Origin of the sequence: Bradyrhizobium sp. CCGUVB4N (assembly GCF_024199945.1) — a bacterium.
GTDB lineage: Bacteria > Pseudomonadota > Alphaproteobacteria > Rhizobiales > Xanthobacteraceae > Bradyrhizobium.
This window is the reverse complement of record NZ_JANADP010000001.1, coordinates 3,214,450-3,235,374: the sequence shown is the minus strand read 5'-3', so window position 1 is coordinate 3,235,374 and position 20,925 is coordinate 3,214,450. Positions and strand designations below refer to the sequence as shown.

Sequence of the window (20,925 nt, the reverse complement as noted above, 5' to 3'; positions counted from 1 at the left end):
CCGCCGGCTCTGCGTTTTGCGCGGGCCTGAGGCCAGCGCCATGCATCCGCCCTAGCCCGTCACCGCCCGGCGAGGCTGCAGCCCCGCCTCCAGCACAAACCCCTCATACCCCTTGGCCGCGACCTCGTTGCAGATCCGCCGGTAGACGCCGACGCCGCCGATATAGGGCATGAAGATGCGCGGCTTGCCGGGGATGTTGGCGCCCATGTACCAGGAATTGGCCTGCGGATAGAGCGTGCCATGGGCGACTTCGTTGACATGCGCCACCCACTTTTCCTCGGCGTCCCTGCCCGCTTCCATGGTGGCGAGGCCTTGCTTGCGCATATGGACGAGGCCGTCGGCGATCCAGTCGACATGCTGCTCGATCGACACGATCATGTTCGACAGCACCGACGGGCTGCCGGGACCGGTGATGATGAACAGGTTCGGAAAACCTGCGCTCATCAGGCCGAGATAGGTCTTCGGACCCTCAGCCCATTTCTGGTTCAGAGTCTGCCCGTCGCGGCCGGATATGTCGATCTTCGCGACCGATCCCGTCATGGCGTCGAAACCCGTCGCCATCACCAGGGCATCGACCTCGTGGTCCTTGCCGGCGACACGCACGGCGTTCGCCGTGATCTCCTCGATCGGATTGGACTTGATGTCGACCAGCGAGACGTTCGGCCGGTTGAACGTCGCAAAATAATCGGTGTCGATGCAAATGCGTTTTGTGCCGATCGGATGGCTGTTCGGCTGGAGCAGCTTTGCGGTCTCGGGGTCCTTCACGATCTCGGCGATCTTGCCGCGGACGAAATCGGCGGCCGTGTCGTTGGCCGCCCGGTCGAGACCGAGATTGTTGTACACGTACATGAAGGTCAGTCCGCCACGGTCCCAGCGCGAGGCGTACTTTCCGTTCCTGATCTCGTCGCTGTCATCGAGCGCACCGCGATCAGGCTGCTCGGCATAGATGCCATTGCGCGCGACCTCGCGAGCGAAGCGGCGGATCTCCGGATATTTCTTGCGGACCGCATCGCGTTCCCCGTCCGTCAGCGCGGCATTGCGGGCGGGAATCGAAAAATTCGCCGTGCGCTGGAACACGGTGAGATGTTTCGCCTGCTCGGCGATGACGGGTGTCGATTGGATGCCTGACGATCCTGTGCCGATCAGGCCGACGCGCAAGCCGGTGAAGTCGACGTCTTGATGCGGCCAGTTTCCGGTGTGGTAGACGGGGCCCTTGAAATTTTCGAGGCCCTTGATGTCGGGCCTGCGCGCATTCGAGAGGCAGCCGGTGGCGAGCACGACGAATTGCGCCCGAACCGTCCTGCCGTCGGAGATCGTGACCGACCATCTGTTCGCGCGTTCGTCAAACACGGCGCGCTCGACACGCGTGTCGAACTGAATGTCGCGGCGCAGATCGAAACGATCGGCGACGTGGTTGGCGTATTTCAGGATCTCCGCTTGCGGCGCGTAGTGCTCGCTCCAGTTCCATTCCTGCTGGAGCTCTTCCGAGAACGAGTAGGAATATTGCATGCTCTCGACGTCGCAGCGCGCGCCGGGGTAGCGATTCCAGTACCAGGTGCCGCCGACACCGCCACCCTGCTCGTAGACGCGCGCCGAGAAACCGAGCCCGCGCAGACGATGCAGCATGTACATGCCGGCAAAGCCCGCGCCGACGACGACCACATCGTAGGTCTCGGCGGCTTGAGCCTGGCTCGCTTGCGTTGACGACATCGGTTGGCGCTCCCTGATTGTTTTCTGTTGTTGTGAGCCAGCATTCTCTGACATCAGCGAAAGCGCAAGAGGCTGGTCGGTGGCCCCTCTCCCGCTTATTTTGCACGACGGAATGGCTCACCGCACGACGTAACGCCTGCACGCAAGATGCGCGCGGGAATCCGGCATGGCATCGCAAATGACGATGGGCTAGCGTCGTCGAGCGCCGCCGGGAGAGAACCATGAAATCGCCGATCTGCGACATGCTGGGCATCGAGTTCCCGCTGCTCGCCTTCAGCCATTGCCGCGACGTCGTTGCTGCCGTCAGCCGCGCCGGCGGCTTTGGCGTGCTCGGCGCCACCGTGCACACGCCTGACACGCTCGAACGCGAGCTGAAATGGATCGACGACCACGTCGACGGCAAGCCCTACGGCATCGACGTGCTGATCCCCGAAAACATCTCGACCGCGGGCGAGAAGGACGTCACCTGGAAGAGCCTGGAAGCGCGCGTGCCGCGGGAGCACCGCAAATACACCAGCGATCTCCTGAAGAAGTACGATATCGAGCTGACGACAACTGATGTTACCGACAACCAGCCGCAACCATTCGACGCCGAGACCGCGATGGAGCTGCTGAAGGTCTCGTTCAATCATCCGATCCGGCTGATCGCGAACGCGCTGGGCGTGCCGCCGAAGGCGATGATCGAGATGGGCCGGAAGCACAACGTGCCGGTGGCAGCCCTCGTCGGCGCCAAGGAGCACGCGTTGCGCCAGGTCGCAGCCGGTGTCGACATCCTCGTGGTACAGGGCACCGAGGCCGGCGGCCATTGCGGCGAGGTCTCGACCCTGGTGCTGGTGCCGGAGGTGATCAAGGCGATCAAGCCGATCCGCGACGTGCCGGTGCTGGCGGCCGGCGGCATCATGACGGGCCGGCAGATGGCGGCGTGCATGGCGATGGGCGCCGCCGGTGCATGGACCGGCTCGGTGTGGCTGGCCACCGTCGAGTCCGAGACCTCCGAGATCTTTCGCGAGAAGATGATCGCGGCATCGTCGCGTGACGCCATCCGCTCGAAGGGCCGCACCGGAAAGCCGGCACGACAGCTCCGTTCGGTCTGGACCGATGCCTGGGACCGCGCGCCGGAGAGCCCCGGCGCCCTGCCGATGCCGCTGCAAAGCATCATCAGCCGCGATGCCTTCAACTCGATCGACCACGCGGCGGCCGCAGGCAATGCCAAGGCGCGCGACCTCGTCAGCTATTTCGTCGGCCAGGGCGTCGGCCTGATCGACAGCGTGAAATCGGCCGGCGCCGTGGTGCAGGAGTTCAAGGAAGAGTTTGCCGAAGCCGTCGAGCACATGAATGCGCTGGTGGCGGAGTAGATGCTTGTGGCCCATCCTTCGAGGCTCGCCAAGCGGCGCGATGCGCCGCTCGGCTCGCACCTCAGGATGACGCTGTCCCCGTAGCCGTCATCCTGAGGTGGCCGCCTCTTCGGCGGCCCTCGAAGGACGACGGCGTGCCAAAAATCTGAAACGTGAACAAGAAGAAATGACCAAGACCTCCACCCCCGAAGACCGCATCCCCGTCATCGTCGGCATCGGCGAGATCGTCGACCGCCCCAAGGAGATCACCGAGGGCCTCGAGCCGCTCGATCTGCTCGAACAGGCGCTACGACGCGCAGAAGCTGACGCCGGCGCAAAACTGCTCGGCGAGGTGCAGTCGCTCGACGTCGTCAACTTCCTGAGCTGGCGCTATCGCGACCCCGAGAAGCTGCTGGCGCAACGGCTCGGCGTTACGCCAGCGCATTGCCATTACGGTCCGGTCGGCGGCGAGAGCCCGATCCGCTTCATTCATGAAGCCGCAAAGCGCATCGCGCGGGGCGAATGCACCGTCGCCGCGGTCTGCGGCGCGGAAGCGCAATCGACGGCAACCAAAGCCGACCGCGCGGGCGCCAAGCTGCCATGGACGCCGTTCGCCCACGATGCCCCGGAGCCGAAGCGCGGTGCGTCATTCCAGAAGCCGCTTGCCGTGAAGCTCGGCGTGTTCCGGCCCGTCACGGTCTATCCGTTCTATGAAGCGGCTTCCTCCGCGCATTGGGGCCAGACGCCGCGCGAGGCGATGCAAGAATCCGGCACGTTGTGGTCGCGCTATTCGGAAGCAGCCGCGCAAAATCCCAATTCCTGGCTGAAGCGGCGCTATGCGCCGGACGAGATCACGACGCCGACCGCGGACAACCGGCTGATTGCGTGGCCCTACAACAAGCTCATGGTCGCCAACCCCAGCGTCAACATGGGCGGCGCGTTGTTGCTGACCAGCCTTGCCAAGGCACGCGCGGCCGGGATTGCCGAGGACAAGCTGGTCTATCCGCTCGGCGGCGCCTCGGCAGAGGAGCCGCCCGACTATCTCGTGCGCGACCAGTTTTATGAGAGCCATCCGCAGAATGCGGTGCTGAAGGCCGTGATGGACATCGCCGGCGGCGACGGCCGGAAGTTCGACGCGATCGAGCTCTACAGCTGCTTCCCCTGCGTGCCGAAGATGGCACGGCGGACGCTGGGTCTGGGCGCCGATGTGCAGCCCACGGTGAACGGTGGCCTCACCTTCTTCGGCGCGCCGCTCAACACCTACATGACGCACGCGGCCTGCGCGATGGTGAGGCGGCTGCGCGGCGGCGACAGGCTCGGCCTGCTCTACGGCCAGGGCGGCTTCGTCACCAAGCATCACGCGCTGGTCGTTTCGAAGACACCGGCGCGGGATGCACTGGCGCAGGACACCAGCGTGCAGGGCGAGGCCGACCGCAACAAGCGCGCGGTGCCGGAGTTCGTTAACGAGGCTTCAGGCAAGGCGAAGGTCGAGAGCTTTACGGTGCTCTACGGCCGTGGTGGCGACGCCGAGCACGGTGTGGTGATGTTGCGCACGGTAGATGACCGGCGCACGCTGGCGCGGATTCCGGCGAGCGACGGTGCGACGCTGGCGCATCTGCTCAACATGGATAGCACGCCGGTGGGATCGCTTGGCGAGATCACCATGGCTGCTGATGGCGTGCCGGAGTGGCGATTCGCCTAGGTCTCGTAGGGTGGGCAAAGCGAAGCGTGCCCACCATCTTGCTCAATTGAAAAAGAACGTGGGCACGGCGCATATGCGCCTTTGCCCACCCTACGGGACCTGCGTCCGGGGCACGAGACTGCCCTAGCTCTTCGGTGCCTGCTTCTCCGACGCGGTTGCCGGCTTGCCGCCGGCGCCAACCACACGCACCTGGTCCCCGTCGGACAAACCATCCGGCGGAGCGGTGATGACGCGGTCGTCGGGCGCAATCCCCGAGGCAAGCTCGATCTCCTTGCCGAGATCGCGGGCGATGGTCACGGTCTTGAACTGCACCTTGTCGTCCGCACCGACGGTCGCGACGCGCAGGCCGCTGCCGTTGAAAATCAGCGCGCTGGCGGGAATGCTGAGCGGCGCGGAATCGCGCTGGAGGCTCAGCTTCACGCTGGCATAGCCGCCGGGCATCAATTCGCCGCTCGAATTGTCCAGGCCGAGCTGCATGCGCGTGGTGCCCGAGGCGACGTCGACAGCCTGCGAGGAGGCCTCCACCGTGGCCTGGAAGGTCCGGTTCGGATATTCCGGCAGCGAGATGGTGGCCTTGGCGCCGATCTTGATCGCCGGCACGTAGTTCTGGGGAACGCTGACATAGACGCGCAGCTTGGTGATGTCGGAGACCACGAACATCGCCGGTCCCGAACCGCCGCCCGCGTTGATCAGCGCGCCGACGTCGGTGTCGCGTGCCGTGACCACGCCGTCGAACGGCACGGTGATCTTCTTGTAGCCGGCAAGCGCCTCGAGCCGCTCGACATTGGCCTGGCCGGAATGGACTGCGGCGTTCTTGTTGGAGAGATCGGCGGTGCGCTCGTCGATCTCCTGCGCCGAGACGAAGTTGGAGGCGACCAGCGTCTTGCGCCGGTTCAGGGTTGCTTCCGACAGCCTGGCGCTGGCCTGCTGGCTGGCGAGGTCGGCGCGGGCCTGCAAGAGTTGCTGGTCGAGGTCGGGCGCCTCGATCTCGGCGATCACCTGGCCGGCCTTGACGCGGGCGCCGATGTCGGCGCTCCAGCTTTTGAGATAGCCGGACACGCGCGCGAAGATCGGTGCGCGGTAATAGGCCTCGAGCCGGCCCGGCAGGTCGATGGTGGAATTGAGCGCCTTGGCATTGGGCAGGGTCACGGCAACGCTGGGAACAGCCTGGTCGTCGGTCCATTCCTTCAGCTTGGAGCTCTGGTCCTCGCGGGCCCGGATGCCGGTGCCGACCACGAGACCAGCCGCAATCAGCGCCACCACGCTGAAAATGCCCAGTTTCCGGTGCGACACCGGGGAGCGGGGTTCAGTGGGCGACATGCGGAGTCTCCAATGGGGCGGCGGCTTTGGCGCCTTGTTTCTTGTGTACCATACTGAACACCACGGGAACAAACATCAGCGTGGCGAAAGTTGCGAAAATCAGCCCGCCGATCACGGCGCGGCCAAGTGGCGCATTCTGCTCACCGCCCTCGCCCAGCCCCAAGGCCATCGGCGCCATGCCGATGATCATGGCGAGCGCGGTCATCAGCACCGGGCGGAACCGGACGAAGCCGGCTTCCAGCGCGGCCGCGATGGGGTCGCCGAGTTCCTCATAGCGTTCGCGGGCGAAGGAGATGACCAGCACGCTGTTCGCCGTGGCCACGCCCATGCACATGATGGCGCCGGTCAGGGCCGGTACGGACAGCGTGGTCTGGGTCGTGAACAGCATCCAGACGATGCCGGCGAGCGCGGCCGGCAGCGCCGTGATGATCACGAACGGATCGGACCAGGACTGGAAGTTCACGACGATCAGGAAGTAGATCAGCACGACGGCGCCGAGCAGGCCGAACAGAAGACCGGTGAAGGCGCTGTTCATGGTCTGCACCTGACCAAGCAATGCCACGGAGGAGCCCTTCGGCACCTCCTTGGCGGTGTCGGCAATGGCCTGGCGGATGTCGGTCGCGACCGCGCCGAGATCGCGGCCCGACGTCGTGGCAAAGATCTGCACGAGGTTTTGAATGTCGTACTGCGACACCACCGCGCTCGAGGTTGCACGCTTGATGTCGGCGATGCCGCCGAGGATCGGCGACTGCGAGGCGCCAGCGGCGGTAATCGGCAGCGTCTGCAACGCGCTGAGCGAGTCGATTTGATATTGCGGCGTCTGCATCACGATCGAATAGGACACGCCGTTGTCAGGGTTGAGATAGTAGGTCGGCGCGACCTGTGAGGAGCCGGCGAGATTGACCACGAGACTGTTGGTCACGTCGCGTTCGGTCAGGCCGACATATTGCGCGCGGGTGCGATCGACATCGATGTTGAAGGTCGGCAGGTTCGGCGATTGCTGGATGCGTGCATCGGCAATGCCCGGAATCCGGCGGACCCTGGCGAGCAATTTGTTGGCGTAGGCAAAGTTGGCGTCGAGATTGGCGCCGCGGATCTGCAGGTCGATCGGCGCCGGCGCGCCGAAATTCAGGATCTGGCTGACGATGTCGGCCGGCAGGAAGGCGAAGCTGACGCCCGGGAACAGCCGTGGCAGCTGCTCGCGCAGCACCTTCACATGCTCTTCGGTCGGCTTGTGACCTTCCTTCAGCTTGATCTGGATGTCTCCGTCCTGAGGACCGATCACGCCGGTGTTGTTGTAGGTCATGTTGATGCCGGAGATCGGCATGCCGATGTTGTCGGTCATGGTCTCGATCTCGCCGGGAACGAGCTTGCGCACCGCCTTCTGCACATCGGCGAGCTGATTGGCGGCTTCCTCGACCCGGGTGCCGACCTGGGTGCGCACATGCATCAGGATGTTGCCGGCATCGACGGCGGGGAAGAAATTGCGCCCCAGGAACGGCACCAGCGCGAAGGACGCACCGACGACGCAGAGGAATCCGATCACGAACACTGCACGATGCGCCAGCGCCATGCCGAGCAGGCCACGGTAACCACCGCGAATACGTTCGAACCGCGCCTCGAAGCCGCGCTGGAACCATACCAACGGATTGCGCGATTTCGGCGGTTCGCCATCATGATGGACGTGCGCCTGCAGCAGATAGTTCGCCATGGTCGGCACGAGCGTGCGCGACAGGATGAACGACCAGATCATCGCGAACATCACCGCTTCAGCCATCGGCACGAACAGGAAGCGCGCGACACCGGTGAGGAAGAACATCGGCACGAACACGATGCAGATGCAGAGCAGCGAGACGAAGGCCGGCGTCACGATCTGATTGGCGCCGTCGAGAATCGACTGCTCGACCGGCTTGCCCTGCTCCAGATGGTAATTGATGTTCTCGATGGTCACCGTGGCGTCGTCGACGAGAATGCCGACCGCGAGCGCGAGACCGCCGAGCGTCATGATGTTGAGCGTCTCGCCGATCGCCGACAGCATGACGATGGCGCCGAGCACGGACAGCGGGATCGAAACCGCGATGATGACGGTCGAACGCCAGCTGCCGAGGAACAGCAGGATCATGACGCTGGTGAGCAGCGCCGCAATCACGCCCTCGAAGGCGACGCCTTGGATCGCGCCGCGCACGAACACCGACTGGTCGCCGATGAAGCCGATCTTGAGCGCGTCCGGCAGCTGATCCTTGACGTCAATGACCTTCTGCTTGATGCCGGCGATGATATCGAGCGTCGAGGTCGCGCCCGCCTTCAACACCATCATCAGCACCGAACGGTTGCCGTCGACGTGGACAATGTTGGTCTGCGGCGGATTGCCGTCGCGCACGGTGGCAACGTCACGCACATAGACCATGGCGCCGTTGACGGTCTTGATCGGCAGATTGCCGAGCTCATCGATCTTGAGCGGCGAGTTGTTGAGCTGGATGCTGTACTCGAAGGTGCCGATCTTCTGGGTGCCGACCGGCGTGATCAGGTTCTGGGCCGCAAGCGCATTGGCGACGTCCTGGCCGGACAGGCCACGGGCCTGCAGCGCGGTCGGGTCGAGGTCGATCTGGACCTGGCGCTGCTTGCCGCCAAAAGGATAGGGAATCGCCGCGCCGGGCACGGTGACCAGCGGGGTACGCAGATTGTTGATGCCGATGTCGGCGAGGTTCTGCTCGGTCAGGCCATCGCCCGACAGCGCCACCTGGATGATCGGCACGGTCGAGGCGGAGTAGTTCAGGATCAAGGGCGGCGTCGCGCCCGGTGGCATCTGCTTCAGCAGCGTCTGCGAGATCGCGGTGACCTGCGCATTGGCGGTGCGGATGTCGACATTGGGCTGGAAGAAGATCTTGATGATGCCAAAGCCGTTATAGGAGTTGGCGGTGATGTGCTCGATGTCGTTGACCGTCGTCGTCAGCGCCCGCTGGAATGGCGTGGTGATGCGTCCGGACATCTGGTCGGGCGGCAGGCCGGTATACTGCCAGACCACGCCGATCACGGGGATGCGGATATCCGGAAAGATATCGGTCGGCGTCCGCAGCGCTGCGAGCGGCCCGATGATCAGAAGCAGGAGCGCCAGCACGACAAACGTGTAGGGCCGGCTCAGGGCAATACGAACCAGAGCAATCATTCGTCAGGCAATTCCAAAACGGGGGTCAGGGAACACGCCCCACGGGTTCCTCGGGTGATTTACCCGAACACCGCCGAAATGGCTAATGGCGGCGCGTCACGCGCGGTCACTTCCCTGCTATCGCCTAGCGAAATCGCATTCCAGATATGCAACCGCCGCCCGGAAGATTACAGAGACGGCTCTCACCCACAAAAAAGCGGCGCCCAAAGGCGCCGCTTTCAGAATGACATCGTCTTTAGGCTTACGCCGCGCGGACATTGGTCAGAAACTTGCTGACTTCCGTCTTCAACCGGGCCGAGTCGTTGGACAGCATCTGTGCGGCAGAGAGCACCTGCGAGGAGGCGGTGCCGGTCTCGGTGGCGCCGCGCTGCACGTCGGTGATGTTGGACGAGACCTGCTGGGTACCCTGGGCCGCCTGCTGGACGTTGCGGGCGATTTCCTGGGTCGCCGCGCCCTGCTCTTCCACTGCGGCGGCGATCGCCGAGGAGATTTCCGAGAGACGCTCGATGGTCGAGGAGATCTCCTTGATCGCGCCGACCGAGTCATTGGTGGCCGCCTGGATGCCGGAGATCTGCTGGCCGATCTCGCCGGTCGCCTTGGCGGTCTGCTCGGCGAGCGCCTTCACTTCGGAGGCGACCACCGCGAAGCCGCGGCCGGCCTCACCGGCGCGCGCCGCTTCGATCGTCGCGTTCAGCGCCAGCAGGTTGGTCTGGCCGGCGATGGTGTTGATCAGCTCGACGACGTCGCCGATGCGGGACGCAGCCTTGGAGAGCTCGCTGACGCGGTCGGTGGTGGCACGGGCCTGGCCAACGGCGTCGCCCGCCATCCGCGCCGATTCCTGCACCTGGCGGCTGATCTCGCCGACCGAGGAGGCCATCTCTTCGGTGGCAGAAGCCACCGACTGGACGTTGGTGGATGCTTCTTCCGAGGCGGCGGCAACGGTGGTCGCCATCCGCTGCGAGCGGTCGGCGCTCGAGGTCAGCGTCGAGGCGGAAGCTTCGAGCTGGGTCGAGGCCGACGAGACGGTCTGGACGATCTCGCCGATCATCGTTTCGAAGTCGCGGGTGATGCCGTCGACGCGGCGGCCGCGCTCGATCTTGGCCTCGGCGTCGGCCGCGGCAGCTTCGTCGGCAGCCTTCTTGGCGATCAGAGCCTCCTTGAAGACCTGGAGCACGTCGGCCATCGAGCCGATCTCGGTCTTCTCGCCGCGATGCGGGACTTCAGCGGAGAGATCGCCGCGACCCAGCGCCTGCATCGGCTGGATGATCGAATTGATGCCCGCGGAAACGTCCTGGACCAGGTAGAAGCTGACGCCGATGCCGATGATGACGGCGGCACCGAGGATGATCGAGACCAGCATGAAGGCGTAATAGTAGCTGTCGGCGGCATCCTTTGCAGCCTGATCACCGCCCTGAGTATTGAGCTCGATGTCCTTGGTCAGCACCTCATCTGACGCGAGGCCGATCTTGTTGACCGTCTTGGTGTTCAACTCCTGGGCTTCATGCGGGATCTTGCCGGCCTCCTTGCGCGACAACGCGAAGACCTCTTCGGTACCCTTCTTGTAATCATCCCAGAGCTTGGCCCATTCGTTGTACAGCCTCCGCTCCTCCGGGGAGGTGATCATCGGCTCGTAGCTCTTACGGGACTTGCCGAGCGCCTCCATTACAGTGCCGGCGGTCTTCTCGTTGGCGAGCTTGTCTTCCAGGGTCTCGGCCAGCATGTGCTGGCGGACCACGTTGCGATAGGTGATGACGCTCGCCCGGATCTCGCCGAGCACCCGCACGCTCGGCAGCCAGCTCGTGGTGATGTCCGTTGTATTGGCATTCATCGACCGCATCTTCATGACGGCGAGCAGGCCCATGCCGGTCATCGCAACCAGCAGGAACGCCACGACACTGATGATCTTGGCGCGGATGGAGATGGTGGCGAGCATAATCGGGTCTCTTTGCGTTGGCGCGGCGGCGCGTCGAATGGATCAACCAAAAGCGGCGGCGCCGACATCCAACAACAAAGCGACTGAGCAGTTGTTAACTACGACTCCGTACGAGTACGGAACCTTAAAGAAGTGAATGAGCGACTAAAAATGCTCTGCGCTCAGCGCATGAGCCTAATCGCATCCGCAAAAAACTCCGGCCCGCCGAAATTACCGGACTTCAACGCGAGCAGCATGTCACCGGCCGCAGCGCCCACCGCGCGCAGCACCGGGACGCCCGCGGCGATCTCTGCCCCTACGAGAAATCCGGGAATCTTCAGCCGATCGACGACCGCCCCTGATGTCTCACCGCCTGCGACGATCAGTCGCCGCACGCCTGATTTCACTAGGCTTTCGGCGATATCGGCCATCGTCTGCTCGATCGCATGGCCTGCGGCATCGCGGCCGTGACGCGCCTGGAGCGCAGCGACGTCGGCCGGCGTCGCGCTCGATGCAATCAGCACGGGCCCCTGAGCCAATCGCTCCTTCGCCCAGTCCAGCGCGCGCTGCGTTTCGTTTGCGCCCGTAAGAATACGGTCGGGGTCGAGACGAAGCACCGGCATGACCCGTTCGGCGTTGGCGATCTGCTGCAGGGTGGCCTGCGAGCAGCTTCCCGCGAGACACGCCACCTGCCCACCAACGGCGGCGCCCTGCTCGCTGCCGGTGGCGGCCGACTTGACCTTGCCGGTCGATACCAGCGCGCGGGCGAGCCCGAGGCCGATCCCGGAGGCACCGACCGACAGCCGGTGCTCCGCGGCGACAAGGCCGATGGTCTCGAGATCGCGGTCGAACACCGCGTCGATGATCGCGGCGCCGATGCCCTTGCCCGATAATTCGGCAAGCCTGGCCTGCACGGCCTCCGCCCCCCGCGACAGCGTCGCGAGATCGACGAGACCGATCTGCGTCTTGCTCTGGCGCGCCAACACGCGCACCAGGTTGGAATCATGCATCGGATTGAGTGGATGGTCCTTGAGCGGGCTCTCGTTCAGCGGCACGGCGCCAACGAACAGATTGCCCTGGTAGACGGTGCGGCCGGTCTCAGGAAAGGCCGGCGTCACCAGCACGACGGCTGCACCGCAATCGGCGCGCAGCGCATCCATCACCGGCCCGATATTGCCTGCATCCGTCGAATCGAAGGTCGAGCAGATCTTGAACAGCACGTGGCCCGCGCCGCGACCACGCAGCCATGTCTCGGCCGCGCGCGAGCGCGAGACGGCAAGCCCCGCCTCGATCGAGCGGCTCTTCAGCGACACCACGACCGCGTCCACGTCGGGTAGCTTCAGATCGTCCGCGGGCACGCCGATGGTCTGCACCGTGCGCAAACCGGCGCGCGTCAGCGTGTTGGCGAGATCGGAGGCGCCGGTATAGTCGTCGGCGATGCAGCCCAGCGCAAGTGTCACGGCTTCACTCCCGCATAGGACTTGAACCAGGCAAGCCCATCGGTGGTCTTGCCCCGCGGATTGTATTCGCAGCCGACGAAGCCGGCATAGCCGAGCCGATCGAGCTCTTCGAACAGGAACGGATAATTGAGCTCCTCGCCGTCGGGCTCGTTGCGCGAGGGAATGCTGGCGATCTGGATGTGGCCGATGATCGGCATCATCTCGCGCAGCCGCATGGTGACATCGCCATGGATGATCCCGCAATGATAGATGTCGAACTGCAGTTTCAGGTTGGGAAGCCGCAACTCCTGGATCAGGTCGCGCGCAAAGCCGAAATCATTGAGGAAATAGCCCGGCACATTGCGGGAATTGATCGGCTCGAGCACGATGTCGATGCCATGCGGCGCGAAGAATTCCGCGGCCCACGCCACCGATTTGTAGAAGGCCTCGATTGCGACCCGTTCGCCGCGGTTGGCGATGCCCGCCATCAGATGCAGCCGCTTGACGCCGGTCGCCTTGGCGTAAGGCAGCGCCGTCTCCAGGCTCGCCTTGAGATCGGCAAAGCGCGCCGGCAGCGCGGCAAAACCTTTCTCGCCGGCATTCCAGTCGCCCGGCGGCAGATTGAACAGTGCCTGTGTCAAACCGTTGCGCTTGAGCCGCTCGCCGATCGCTTCGACCGGATGCTCATAGGGAAAGAGAAACTCGACAGCGGTGAAGCCGGCCTGGGCGGCGGCATCGAAGCGGTCGAGGAACGGCACCTCGGTGAACATCATCGAGAGGTTGGCGGCGAAACGGGGCATTGGAATCCTCTTCTACTTGTCGCCGGGAAGTTTGACGCCGGTGACCTGCGCATACATTCGCGCCACCGACGCATCGTCGTCACGCCCCATGCCCGCGGCTGATGTCATCAGGAACATCTGGAGGGCTGCGGCGGAAACCGGAACCGGAAATCTGGCGCTGCGCGCCATGTCCTGGATGATGCCGAGATCCTTGACGAAGATCTCCACCGCGCTGCGCGGCGTGTAGTCGCCGTCGAGCACGTGCGGCATGCGGTTCTCGAACATCCAGGAATTGCCGGCGGACGCGGTGATCACCTCGTAGACCTTGCGGATGTCGAGCCCCTGCTTGGCGGCGAACGCCATCGCTTCGCTCGCGGCAGCGATATGCACGCCGGCCAGCAGCTGGTTGATCATCTTGAACGCGGCGCCCTGCCCCGCGGCATCGCCGAGTTCGTAGAGCTTTGCCGCCATGGCATCGAGCGCGGGACGCGCCTTTGCAAAGGCAGCCGGGCTGCCGGAAGCGAGGATCGTCAGTTCGCCCTCGGCGGCGCGCTGCGCACCGCCGGAGATGGGCGCATCCAGGTAATTCCGGCCGGTCGCCTCCAGCTGTTTGGCCAGGCGCCGCGCCACGTCGGGATCCATGGTCGCGGAGGAGATGAAGACGGCATCCTTCGGCAGGGTCTCGGCGACACCGTCCTTGCCGAACAGGATCGCTTCGGTTTGCGCGGCGTTGACGACCACGCTGACGACGATGTCCGCGCCCTTGGCCGCCTCGGCCGGCGTTGTGGCGCCCGCGCCCCCGTCCTTCACAAACCGCGCGACCGCATCGGCCGAAACGTCGCAGCCGGTCACCGTATGGCCGGCGCGTTTCAGCGAGGTCGCCATGCCGTACCCCATCGAACCGAGCCCGATGACGGCGATGCGCTGATTTTGTGAGATGGAGGCGGACATGCAACTAACCCTTCGACTTATTCTTGCGAACGTTTCCCGGAGGGCCGCCTTTGCGGCGGCTCGTGATCTCGAATAACACGGCTTGGCCGCGCTGCCAAAGCGTGAGACAAGCGAGCATGACGGCCATGAGAACTGAAACCGGCAACGAGACAAGACTGCGTGAGGATATCTGCCGCTTCGGACGGTCCCTGTTCGAGCGCGGCCTGACACCGGGCTCCTCCGGCAATATCAGTGTCAGGCTGGACGGCGGCGGCTGGCTGGTGACGCCGACCAACGCCTCGCTCGGCTTCCTTGATCCGGCAAAGCTGTCGCGGCTGGATTGGCAGGGCCGGCTCACGTCCGGCGATGCGCCGACCAAGGAAGTTCCGCTGCATACCGCACTCTACGATACGCGCGGGAGCGCGCGGGCGATCGTGCATCTGCACTCCACCCATTCGGTCGCGCTCTCGATGCTGCCCGAGATCGACCCGCGCGCCGCGCTGCCGCCGATGACCGCCTATTATCTGATGAAATGCGGCGCCACCGCGCTCGTGCCCTATTACCGACCCGGCGATCCAGCGGTTGCGGATGCGATCAAGGGACTGGCCGGGAAATATTCATCCGTGCTGCTCGCCAATCACGGCCCGGTGGTCGCAGGCGACACGCTGGAAGCGGCGGTATTCGCGACCGAGGAGCTGGAGGAGACTGCGAAGCTCTATCTGCTGCTGCGCGGGATGAACCCGCGCCATCTTTCGCCAGAGCAGGTAGCGGATCTGGTCAAGGTGTTCGGGGTGACGCTGCCGGAGCACGGACATGAGCATTAGTGCGTGCCGTCGAGGGCGATAGTATCGCCCCACACACCACTGTCATTCCCCGCGCAGGCGGGGAATCCAGTACGCCGCGGCCTCTCGATTGACCACTGCTGTCTCGGAGTACTGGATCGCCCGATCAAGTCGGGCGATGACATCGAGTGTGTTGCGCGGGCGAGCCCCACACTCCGTCGCTACAGCCCCAGATACGCCTTCCGCACGTCCGGATTGCCCCTGACCTCCGCCGCCGGCCCCTGCATCAGCACGCGACCGGTTTGCAGGATGTAGGCGCGGTCGGCAATTTCCAGACACTCGGCCATACGCTGTTCGACGATCAGCACGGTCATGCCGGAGTCGCGGATCAGCTTCACCGCCTGAAAAATCTCGTCGACCAGTTTCGGCATGATGCCCTGCGAGGGCTCGTCGAGCATCAAGAGCCGCGGGCGCGTCATCAGCGCGCGGCCGATCGCGAGCATCTGCTGCTCGCCGCCGGACAGCGTTTCGGCGCGTTGATCGAGGCGCTCGGACAAGCGCGGGAACAGCTTGAAGACGAGATCGAGCGGTGCTTCGCGATCCGCTTCGCCACGATAGAGGTAGCTGCCGAGGCGAAGGTTGTCGCGCACCGACAGGCGCGGAAACAGACGGCGGTTCTCCGGCACGTAGGCAATGCCGGTGGCGGTGACGTGATGCTGCGCCATGCCATCGAGGCGCTTGCCGTCGAACGTTACGGAGCCCGAACGCGGACGCTCGGCACCGGCAATCGTCTTGAGCAGGGTCGACTTGCCCGCGCCGTTGGCGCCGGCGACGCAGACGATCTCGCCCTTCTGGACCTCGATCGAGACCGCGGAGATCGCAACCAGACCCTGATAGGCGGTCGTGACTTCATGCACCGACAGCATGACGATCTCCCAGATATGCCTTGATCACCTTGGGATCGCGGACCACGTCGGCGGGCTTGCCCTCGACCAGAACCTTGCCGAGATCGAGCACGATGGCGCGATCGACCAGCGGCATCACGATCTCCATGACATGCTCGACCATCAGAACGGTGATGCCGGCGTCGCGGACTTTCCGCACCAGCGCCACACCGGTCTGCGCCTCGGTCGGCGTGAGGCCGGTGAGGACCTCGTCGAGCAGCAGCAGTTTCGGTTCGGTCGCGAGCGCACGGGCAACCTCGAGGCGGCGCTTCTCGGCCGGCACGAGGTCGCTTGCGAGCACATCGGCGCGCGCGGCAAGGCCGGTGAACTCCAGCACCTCATGCGCTTTGCGGCGCGCCTCGCGCATTACGGTGTTGCGCACCAAGGCGCCGACGATGACGTTGTCGATGACCGTCATGGTCTCGAAGCTCTTGACGACCTGGAAGGTGCGCCCGACGCCGCGTTGACAGCGCTCTGCCGCCGGCATCTTCGTCACGTCCTCGCCGTCGAACCAGATCGAGCCTTGCGTCGGCGGCAGCACGCCGGCGATCAGATTGAACAGCGTCGATTTGCCGGCACCGTTCGGACCGATCAGCCCGACGATTTCGCCGCGGCCGACCGAGATCGACACATCGCTGTTGGCGACGAGGCCGCCGAAGCGCTGCCAGACGCCGCGGGTTTCAAGGAGCGCGGTCATCGCGTGGCTCCTTTTGCTTTGGAACGGGAAAACAGGCTGACCAGGCCTTGCGGCAAGGCCAGCGAGATCGCCACGATCAGCGCGCCATAGACGATGAGGTCGACGCCGCGACCGGAGCCGCCGATATAGGAGCGCGTCAGCTCCGTCATCGGGATCAGGATGACCGCCCCGAGCACGGGACCCCAGAGGGTGCCGATGCCCCCGAGCACGGCCGGCAGCGCCATCAGCAGCGAGAACTGGAAGCCCATGACGCTCTCGGGATCGATATAGGCGAGGAACTGCGCGTAGAAGGCGCCTCCGACAGCAACGAGGAACGCAGAGACCGCTGCCGCACCCATTTTGGAATTGAACACGACGACGCCCAGGCTCTCGGCCGCTTCCGGATTGTCCTTCACCGCGCGCCACCAAAAACCCCATTTGGAGTCTTCAAGCCACCATGTGACAAACCAGGCGAGACAGCAAAGCGCCAGCGCGAAATAGAAATACGGCAGTTTGCTGCGCATGAACTGGAATTTCAGCCAGCTGTCGCCGCGCACGGGAATGGTGATGCCCATCGCAGCCCCTGCCCATTCCCAGTTCTGGAACAGCAGCAACCCGATCTCCGCGATGACGATGGTCGCGATCACGAAGTAATGGCCGCGCAGCCGAAAGAAGGGATAACCGAGCCCCATCGCGATGAGCGCCGCGATCGTACCGCCGGCGAGCATGCCGAACCAGGGCAGCACGCCGAACTTGGTGAACAGAAGCTCGGTGGTGTAGGCGCCGATGCCGAAATAGAGAGCGTGGCCTAGCGAGATCTGTCCGCAATAGCCGGAGAGGATGTTCCAGCTCTGCGACAGCGCCGCATACATCAAGGTCAGGACCAGGATGTTCTGGACGTAGACGTTTTTGACGAACAGCGGCGCGAGCGCGGCCAGTGCGGTCAGCACTGCCGCAATGATGAGATCGCGGCGACGCCGCGCGGCAAAATTCTTGTCCATCACATCGACCCGAACAGGCCACGCGGCCGGATGAAGACAACGAGCAGGTACACCGCGTAGATGCCGACCGACTTCAGCGAAGGCGGCAGCATCAGCGCGGTCACCGCTTCGACCAGGCCGACAATGATGCCGCCGGCAAAGGCACCGAACACACTGCCAAAGCCGCCAAGCGCCACCGTGACATAGGCAATCAGCGCAAAGGACGCGCCGACGTCGGGATAGATGTAGAAGAACACCGCCATGATCGCGCCGGCGAGACCGACAAGCGCAGCGCCCAGGCCCCAACCGAACGCGAACACGCGGTTCTTGTCGATACCGACGAGCGCGACCGCACCGGGATCCTCACGGGTGGCTTCCAGCGCGCGGCCGAAATCGGTGCGGTGGATGAAGAAGTAGAGGCCGGCAAAGGCGAGAATCGAGACCAGCGCACCGACCAGCTGCGGCTCGGGGAGGAAAATGCCTGCAATCGAGACGGTTTTGCCGCCGAGCCAGGATTGCGGAATGCTGCGATAGTCCGGCGTGAAGAACAGCTGGGCCAGTCCGCGCATCACGATGGCCAGGCCGAAGGTGGTGAAGATCTGCACCATGCCGGCATTGGCCTTGGCCCGCATGGCGAAGCGTACAATCAACAGGTAGACCACTGCTCCGAACACGAACATCGCCGCCGCGACCAGCGGCGCCGAGAGCAAGGGATCGATGGCGAAGAACGCGAACAGGAAGAAGGACGCGTACATCGCGATCATCAGGAACTCGCCATGGGCGAAGTTCGTGACGTCCATCAGGCCGAAGATCAGCGCGAGGCCGACGGCGATCAGTCCGTAGAGCAGGCCCATCAGCAGGCCGCTTGCGAGACTTTGGACAATTGTTTCGACTGTCAGCAACTTGCCCCCCAGAAAAAGCCCTCACCCCGAGGGGCGTCATCGAACGCGTGTCGCAACGACGGGCCGCCCTCGCCTGTCCCGACGCGGGCTCCGTCTTACTCCGCAGGATCAGGATCGGGAGCTAACGTCCGCGCTCCCGATGCAATCCTCACTTCATCGGCCAGACAGCTTCGGCGACCGCCGCCTGCGACGGGAACACGGTGACGAACTTGCCGCCGATATATTGCAGCAGCACCGGATCGGCGTCGTTGTTCTGGCCCATGTCGTCGAACTTGACCCGCTTCCAGGGCATGATGGTCTGTTCGCCCGGAATGTCGGTCGCAGCCATCGCGTCGCGGATCTTCTCGCCGTCGGTCGACTTGGCGCGGTTGATGGCGTCGGCAATCACGATCATCGCCATGAACTGGCGCGAGGTGTTGTCGTTGAGGTCCTTGCCCGATTTCGCCTTGAACAGATCGTTGATCTTGCCGACCATCGGCCGCTTGGCGGCAAGATCGAGCGAGAAGCTGCCGCGGGTGATCGCACCTTCGAGCTTGTCGCCGACGGCGTCGTAAAGCGCCTTTTCGGAGAAGCCGGCTGCCTGAGCCAGGATCGCGTTCGGCTTGTAGCCGAGCTCCGCCATCGTCTTGACCAGCAGGATGCCGTCCGTGGTGTAGCTCGAGGGCATCAGCACATCGGCATTGGCGGCCTTGAGCTGCTGGACCTCGGCAGACAAGGACGGCGAGTTGGCGCGGTACTTGATGTCGGCGACGATCTTGTAGCCGCGCTCGGTCGCGAGCTTGGTCTGGGCGTTGGCGGAGTCGGTGCCGAAGATCGTGTCTTCGTGGAACAGCGCCAGCGTGTCGGCCTTGACGCCCTTCTTCTTCATCGAGTCGAGGAAATCGAACATCCCGGCCGAGAACATCTCGTCATGCGGCGAGGCGCGGAAATAGTACTTCAGTCCGCGGCGATGCAGGCTCGGCGAGGAATTGTCCGCCGACAGGAACGGGATCTGGTAACGCTCGCAGATCTGGCTGACCGTGACCGCGACCGCGCTCTGATAGGAGCCGAGCACCGCGCAGACTTTCTCCTGGGTGATCAGTCGCTCGGCTTCGGCGCGTCCCTTTTGCGGGTCGCCCTGGTGGTCGGCATACACCATGCGGATCTTGGCGCCGCCGAGACCCGGCAAACCGACGCCTTTTGCCAGCGGAAGATCGAAGTCCTGGTCGTTGTTGATGATGTCGATCGCGGTCTCGAACGCGCGTTGCGCGTCGACGCCGACCTGGGCGCCGGCGCCCGACAGGGGATAGGTCGCGCCGATCACCACCTCAGAGGTTTGCGCGCGCGCGGCTAGCGGCAACAGCGCGGCAGCGGCGGTGGCTCCGAGCAGAACGTCGCGGCGAGTGATCGTCATAGGCAAAGTCCCCTGTTATTCGAATTTTGCGCGTATCGAATGAAACGATTGGCAAACTGCGTAAAGCCCGAAGAAGCAGCAAACGTTGCCTACTAAATCACGGCCATGTTTCTGTTCTTCAGATCGGTCACCAGCATCAGGCCGGGCGAATGCGTAATCGCGAACGGGACCTTGGCGGAATTGATCACCGATTGCGGCGTCACGCCGCAGGCCCAGAACACCGGAATCTCGTCATCGGCAACAGGTACGGGATCACCATAGTCGGGCTTGGCGATGTCCTTGATACCGATCAGATGCGGATGGCCGAGATGCACGGGCGCGCCGTGCACGGCGGGATAGCGCGACGTGATCTGCACCGCGCGGATCGCATCCGCCGGCTTGAACGGGCGCATCGACACCACCATCGGACCTGCGAACGGGCCGGCCTCGCCGCAGGCGATATTGGTGCGGTACATCGGCACCCGCACGTTCTGCTCGATGTGGCGGATCGGCATGCCCTCGTCGAGCAGTGCCTCTTCGAACGAGAAGGAGCAGCCGAGCACGAAGGTCACGAGGTCGTCGCGCCAATGCTTCGTCACGTCGGTCGGCTCGTCGACGACTTCGCCGTCGCGCCAGACACGGTAGCGCGGCACGTCGGTGCGAATGTCGAGATCGGCGCCAAGGGCGGGGATGTACGGGCTGCCGACATCGGACATGCCGATGATCGGGCACGGCTTGGGATTGAGCTGGCAGAAGCGGTGGAAGGCGCCGGCATATTCCGCCGGCAGGATCGCCAGATTGCCCTGGACGAAGCCGGGGGCGACCCCCGCGGTGGAACCGACCTCGCCGCCACGATAGGCCAGCCGAGCCTGGCGGCTCGGGAGGGCGTCGGGTGTTTCAGTTTGCTGCGCTGCCACCAAAACAGTCATGTGATTGACCTGCCTATAAACTCGACAAAGACAGCCAACACCAAGCGT

Annotated in this window: 16 protein-coding genes; 3 read left to right on the top strand and 13 right to left on the bottom strand. The window is 64.3% G+C overall.

Features of this window, described 5'->3' with window-relative positions; translation table 11 throughout:
* Positions 1-51 precede the first annotated feature (51 nt).
* A complete protein-coding gene (locus tag NLM31_RS14595) occupies positions 52-1,710 on the bottom strand; it encodes an NAD(P)/FAD-dependent oxidoreductase (RefSeq protein WP_254192679.1) in 1,659 nt (552 codons plus the stop codon).
* A 221-nt stretch (positions 1,711-1,931) separates the two neighbouring features.
* On the opposite strand from NLM31_RS14595, the gene NLM31_RS14590 reads away from it, so the two are divergent.
* Together NLM31_RS14590 and NLM31_RS14585 are read left to right on the top strand one after the other, a co-directional pair.
* Positions 1,932-3,065, top strand: coding sequence for a nitronate monooxygenase (locus NLM31_RS14590; RefSeq protein ID WP_254192678.1), 1,134 nt, complete (start codon positions 1,932-1,934; stop codon positions 3,063-3,065).
* 166 nt (positions 3,066-3,231) lie between these two features.
* The gene (locus NLM31_RS14585) at positions 3,232-4,746 is read left to right on the top strand and encodes an acetyl-CoA acetyltransferase (protein ID WP_254192677.1); all 1,515 of its coding nucleotides are present in this window, start codon (positions 3,232-3,234) and stop codon (positions 4,744-4,746) included.
* Between the two features lie 123 nt (positions 4,747-4,869).
* On the opposite strand, the gene NLM31_RS14580 is transcribed toward NLM31_RS14585, so the two are convergent.
* The 6 genes from NLM31_RS14580 to ltnD all read right to left on the bottom strand — a co-directional run bounded on the left by NLM31_RS14580 (position 4,870) and on the right by ltnD (position 14,313).
* Positions 4,870-6,066 (bottom strand): efflux RND transporter periplasmic adaptor subunit, encoded by a 1,197-nt coding sequence (locus tag NLM31_RS14580; protein WP_254130028.1) that lies wholly within the window; start codon positions 6,064-6,066, stop codon positions 4,870-4,872.
* Entirely contained in the window at positions 6,053-9,232 is a 3,180-nt protein-coding gene (locus tag NLM31_RS14575) for an efflux RND transporter permease subunit (RefSeq protein ID WP_254130027.1), read from the bottom strand. The genes NLM31_RS14580 and NLM31_RS14575 overlap by 14 nt, the downstream gene beginning before the upstream one ends.
* A gap of 241 nt (positions 9,233-9,473) precedes the next feature.
* Entirely contained in the window at positions 9,474-11,165 is a 1,692-nt protein-coding gene (locus tag NLM31_RS14570; RefSeq protein WP_254192676.1) for a methyl-accepting chemotaxis protein, read from the bottom strand.
* A gap of 161 nt (positions 11,166-11,326) precedes the next feature.
* Complete coding sequence (gene otnK / locus NLM31_RS14565; protein ID WP_254192675.1) at positions 11,327-12,604, bottom strand: 3-oxo-tetronate kinase; 1,278 nt, start codon at positions 12,602-12,604, stop codon at positions 11,327-11,329.
* Positions 12,601-13,383: a 2-oxo-tetronate isomerase gene (otnI, locus tag NLM31_RS14560; RefSeq protein WP_254192674.1), complete on the bottom strand. Its 783-nt coding sequence runs from the start codon at positions 13,381-13,383 to the stop codon at positions 12,601-12,603. Before otnI ends, otnK begins: the two co-directional genes overlap by 4 nt.
* 12 nt (positions 13,384-13,395) lie before the next feature.
* Positions 13,396-14,313 (bottom strand): L-threonate dehydrogenase, encoded by a 918-nt coding sequence (gene ltnD, locus NLM31_RS14555; RefSeq protein ID WP_254192673.1) that lies wholly within the window; start codon positions 14,311-14,313, stop codon positions 13,396-13,398.
* Between the two features lie 116 nt (positions 14,314-14,429).
* On the opposite strand from ltnD, the gene NLM31_RS14550 reads away from it, so the two are divergent.
* Complete coding sequence (locus NLM31_RS14550) at positions 14,430-15,116, top strand: aldolase (protein ID WP_254192672.1); 687 nt, start codon at positions 14,430-14,432, stop codon at positions 15,114-15,116.
* 179 nt (positions 15,117-15,295) lie between these two features.
* On the opposite strand, the gene NLM31_RS14545 is transcribed toward NLM31_RS14550, so the two are convergent.
* The 6 genes from NLM31_RS14545 to NLM31_RS14520 form a co-directional block, all read right to left on the bottom strand.
* Entirely contained in the window at positions 15,296-16,000 is a 705-nt protein-coding gene (locus NLM31_RS14545) for an ABC transporter ATP-binding protein (RefSeq protein ID WP_254192671.1), read from the bottom strand.
* On the bottom strand, positions 15,984-16,715 hold the full coding sequence (locus NLM31_RS14540) for an ABC transporter ATP-binding protein (RefSeq protein ID WP_254130020.1): 732 nt from the start codon (positions 16,713-16,715) through the stop codon (positions 15,984-15,986). The genes NLM31_RS14545 and NLM31_RS14540 overlap by 17 nt, the downstream gene beginning before the upstream one ends.
* A complete protein-coding gene (locus tag NLM31_RS14535; RefSeq protein WP_254130019.1) occupies positions 16,712-17,695 on the bottom strand; it encodes a branched-chain amino acid ABC transporter permease in 984 nt (327 codons plus the stop codon). Before NLM31_RS14535 ends, NLM31_RS14540 begins: the two co-directional genes overlap by 4 nt.
* Complete coding sequence (locus NLM31_RS14530; RefSeq protein WP_256562133.1) at positions 17,695-18,573, bottom strand: branched-chain amino acid ABC transporter permease; 879 nt, start codon at positions 18,571-18,573, stop codon at positions 17,695-17,697. Before NLM31_RS14530 ends, NLM31_RS14535 begins: the two co-directional genes overlap by 1 nt.
* Before the next feature lie 151 nt (positions 18,574-18,724).
* Positions 18,725-19,969 carry an ABC transporter substrate-binding protein gene (locus tag NLM31_RS14525; RefSeq protein ID WP_254130018.1) on the bottom strand — a complete coding sequence of 415 codons (1,245 nt, stop codon included), beginning with the start codon at positions 19,967-19,969 and terminating at the stop codon, positions 18,725-18,727.
* Positions 19,970-20,061: 92 nt separating this feature from the next.
* A complete protein-coding gene (locus tag NLM31_RS14520) occupies positions 20,062-20,877 on the bottom strand; it encodes a putative hydro-lyase (protein WP_254192670.1) in 816 nt (271 codons plus the stop codon).
* Between the last annotated feature and the right edge of the window lie 48 nt (positions 20,878-20,925).

Excerpts from the sequence above, each read along its gene's own strand:
- NLM31_RS14575 (WP_254130027.1), bottom strand. The coding sequence starts at position 9,232 with ATGATTGCTCTGGTTCGTATTGCCCTGAGCCGGCCCTACACGTTTGTC.
- ltnD (WP_254192673.1), bottom strand. The coding sequence starts at position 14,313 with ATGTCCGCCTCCATCTCACAAAATCAGCGCATCGCCGTCATCGGGCTC.
- NLM31_RS14595 (WP_254192679.1), bottom strand. The coding sequence starts at position 1,710 with ATGTCGTCAACGCAAGCGAGCCAGGCTCAAGCCGCCGAGACCTACGAT.
- NLM31_RS14570 (WP_254192676.1), bottom strand. The coding sequence starts at position 11,165 with ATGCTCGCCACCATCTCCATCCGCGCCAAGATCATCAGTGTCGTGGCG.
- otnI (WP_254192674.1), bottom strand. The coding sequence starts at position 13,383 with ATGCCCCGTTTCGCCGCCAACCTCTCGATGATGTTCACCGAGGTGCCG.
- NLM31_RS14585 (WP_254192677.1), top strand. The coding sequence starts at position 3,232 with ATGACCAAGACCTCCACCCCCGAAGACCGCATCCCCGTCATCGTCGGC.
- NLM31_RS14525 (WP_254130018.1), bottom strand. The coding sequence starts at position 19,969 with ATGACGATCACTCGCCGCGACGTTCTGCTCGGAGCCACCGCCGCTGCC.
- NLM31_RS14550 (WP_254192672.1), top strand. The coding sequence starts at position 14,430 with ATGACGGCCATGAGAACTGAAACCGGCAACGAGACAAGACTGCGTGAG.
- NLM31_RS14520 (WP_254192670.1), bottom strand. The coding sequence starts at position 20,877 with ATGACTGTTTTGGTGGCAGCGCAGCAAACTGAAACACCCGACGCCCTC.
- NLM31_RS14590 (WP_254192678.1), top strand. The coding sequence starts at position 1,932 with ATGAAATCGCCGATCTGCGACATGCTGGGCATCGAGTTCCCGCTGCTC.
- NLM31_RS14540 (WP_254130020.1), bottom strand. The coding sequence starts at position 16,715 with ATGACCGCGCTCCTTGAAACCCGCGGCGTCTGGCAGCGCTTCGGCGGC.
- NLM31_RS14580 (WP_254130028.1), bottom strand. The coding sequence starts at position 6,066 with ATGTCGCCCACTGAACCCCGCTCCCCGGTGTCGCACCGGAAACTGGGC.
- NLM31_RS14535 (WP_254130019.1), bottom strand. The coding sequence starts at position 17,695 with ATGGACAAGAATTTTGCCGCGCGGCGTCGCCGCGATCTCATCATTGCG.
- NLM31_RS14545 (WP_254192671.1), bottom strand. The coding sequence starts at position 16,000 with ATGCTGTCGGTGCATGAAGTCACGACCGCCTATCAGGGTCTGGTTGCG.